Here is a 3,230-nt window from a genome sequence, read left to right as displayed (position 1 = left end):
TGTGCTTAAGCCCCGCTACATTGTCGGCGCAGGACCACTTGACCAGTGAGCTATTACGCACTCTTTAAAGGGTGGCTGCTTCTAAGCCAACCTCCTGGCTGTCTGTGCGACCCCACATCCTTTCCCACTTAGCACACACTTAGGGACCTTAGCTGGCGTTCTGGGCTGTTTCCCTCTCGACTACGAAGCTTATCCCCCGCAGTCTCACTGCCGCACTCTCACACCACGGTATTCGGAGTTTGGTTGATTTCGGTAAGCTTGTAGGCCCCCTAGACCATCCAGTGCTCTACCCCCGTGGTGAAACATACGACGCTGCACCTAAATGCATTTCGGGGAGAACCAGCTATCACGGTGTTTGATTGGCCTTTCACCCCTAACCACAGCTCATCCCCCAGGTTTTCAACCCTGGTGGGTTCGGGCCTCCACGCGGTCTTACCCGCGCTTCACCCTGGCCATGGCTAGATCACACCGCTTCGGGTCTAGACCACGCGACTCAAGCGCCCTATTCAGACTCGCTTTCGCTACGGCTACCCCACACGGGTTAACCTCGCCACGTAGCACTAACTCGCAGGCTCATTCTTCAAAAGGCACGCCGTCACCCCTAAAGGCTCCGACGGATTGTAGGCACACGGTTTCAGGTACTATTTCACTCCCCTCCCGGGGTACTTTTCATCTTTCCCTCACGGTACTAGTCCGCTATCGGTCACCAGGGAGTATTTAGGCTTAGCGGGTGGTCCCGCCAGATTCACAGCGAATTTCACGAGTACGCTGCTACTTGGGAACACTCTAAACAGACGCTACGTTTTCGAGTACGGGAGTTTCACCCTCTACGCTCGTGCTTTCCAGACACGTTCCTCTAACGATGCGTTTTCTGACTGTTTGCTAGCTCGGCAGAACTAGCCAAGAGGTCCCACGACCCCGCGAATGCAACCCCTGCCGGGTATCACACAGACGCGGTTTAGCCTCTTCCGCTTTCGCTCGCCACTACTCACGGAATCACGGTTGTTTTCTCTTCCTGCGGGTACTGAGATGTTTCACTTCCCCGCGTTCCCTCCACATACCCTATGTGTTCAGGTATGGGTGACCCCACATGACTGGGGCCGGGTTTCCCCATTCGGAAATTCTAGGATCTCAGCTCGGTTGACAGCTCCCCTAGACTTTTCGCAGTCTCCTACGTCCTTCATCGGCTCCTGGTGCCAAGACATCCACCGTATGCCCTTACTAACTTGCTACAAAGATGCTCGCATCCACTGTGCAGTTCTCAAAGAACAATCAGATCCACTCGCGCTACTGCAGACGCCGGCCTGACCATCGTCAGGTGGTTCATCCGCGGCAAGTGGCCGATCACTGAAAGACACAAAAAGCGTGTTCCCTCAGGACCCAACAGCGTACCGATCTGTTCACCCAGCCCCCCGATGACCTTTCCACGCAGGCAAGCCTGCAGTACTCACTCATCCGGCAACCGGACGTCTAGCCAGCCAGCATCCACTAATGAGCCCACCCAGCATCAAGGCTGGTGTGGTTCTGACCAGTGCTGAGACGTTCGCTCAGAACACTGGTAGATGCTCCTTAGAAAGGAGGTGATCCAGCCGCACCTTCCGGTACGGCTACCTTGTTACGACTTCGTCCCAATCGCCAGTCCCACCTTCGACCGCTCTCCCCCTTGCGGGTTGAGCCACGGGCTTCGGGTGTTACCGACTTTCGTGACGTGACGGGCGGTGTGTACAAGGCCCGGGAACGTATTCACCGCAGCGTTGCTGATCTGCGATTACTAGCGACTCCGACTTCACGGGGTCGAGTTGCAGACCCCGATCCGAACTGAGACCGGCTTTATGGGATTCGCTCCACCTCACGGCTTAGCAGCCCTTTGTACCGGCCATTGTAGCATGTGTGAAGCCCTGGACATAAGGGGCATGATGACTTGACGTCATCCCCACCTTCCTCCGAGTTGACCCCGGCAGTCTCCCATGAGTCCCCACCATTACGTGCTGGCAACATGGAACGAGGGTTGCGCTCGTTGCGGGACTTAACCCAACATCTCACGACACGAGCTGACGACAGCCATGCACCACCTGTGAACCAGCCACAAGGGAGGCTCTATCTCTAGAGCTTTCTAGTCCATGTCAAGCCCAGGTAAGGTTCTTCGCGTTGCATCGAATTAATCCACATGCTCCGCCGCTTGTGCGGGCCCCCGTCAATTCCTTTGAGTTTTAGCCTTGCGGCCGTACTCCCCAGGCGGGGTGCTTAATGCGTTAGCTGCGGCACAGAGGGCGTGGAAGCCCCCCACACCTAGCACCCACCGTTTACGGCGTGGACTACCAGGGTATCTAATCCTGTTCGCTCCCCACGCTTTCGCTCCTCAGCGTCAGTGTCGGCCCAGAGACCCGCCTTCGCCACCGGTGTTCCTCCTGATATCTGCGCATTTCACCGCTACACCAGGAATTCCAGTCTCCCCTGCCGAACTCAAGTCTGCCCGTATCGACCGCAAGCTTGGAGTTAAGCCCCAAGTTTTCACGGCCGACGCGACAAACCGCCTACGAGCTCTTTACGCCCAATAATTCCGGACAACGCTCGCACCCTACGTATTACCGCGGCTGCTGGCACGTAGTTAGCCGGTGCTTCTTCTGCAGGTACCGTCACTTGCGCTTCGTCCCTGCTGAAAGAGGTTTACAACCCGAAGGCCGTCATCCCTCACGCGGCGTCGCTGCATCAGGCTTTCGCCCATTGTGCAATATTCCCCACTGCTGCCTCCCGTAGGAGTCTGGGCCGTGTCTCAGTCCCAGTGTGGCCGGTCACCCTCTCAGGCCGGCTACCCGTCGTCGCCTTGGTAGGCCATTACCCCACCAACAAGCTGATAGGCCGCGGGTCCATCCCATACCGCCGGAACTTTCCACCCAAAATCATGCGATTCCAGGTCGTATCCGGTATTAGACCTCGTTTCCAAGGCTTATCCCAGAGTACAGGGCAGGTTACCCACGTGTTACTCACCCGTTCGCCGCTCGTGTACCCCGAAGGGCCTTACCGCTCGACTTGCATGTGTTAAGCACGCCGCCAGCGTTCGTCCTGAGCCAGGATCAAACTCTCCAATAAGGATTGTGTTTGATCGCTCCAGACGGAATATGTCTGGCATCAATCTAGTCTTGCCTCAAAGGAACTACCTCGACGAGGAGGTAATTCATATATTACTGGCTGTGTTTCGGCACGCTGTTGAGTTCTCAAAGAACACGCGC

2 rRNA genes are annotated in these 3,230 nt (G+C 56.6%); both read right to left on the bottom strand.

The annotated features are described in order from the left end of the window. Positions 1–1,232: ribosomal RNA gene (locus SK571_RS45985) — 23S ribosomal RNA — on the bottom strand; the annotation flags it as partial. A 341-nt stretch (positions 1,233–1,573) separates the two neighbouring features. Beyond that, positions 1,574–3,090: ribosomal RNA gene (locus SK571_RS45980) — 16S ribosomal RNA — on the bottom strand. Positions 3,091–3,230 lie beyond the last annotated feature (140 nt).

The sequence above is a fragment of the Lentzea kristufekii genome, assembly GCF_033949925.1.
Taxonomy (GTDB): Bacteria; Actinomycetota; Actinomycetes; order Mycobacteriales; family Pseudonocardiaceae; genus Lentzea; species Lentzea kristufekii.
This window is presented reverse-complemented; position numbering and strand designations above follow the sequence as displayed.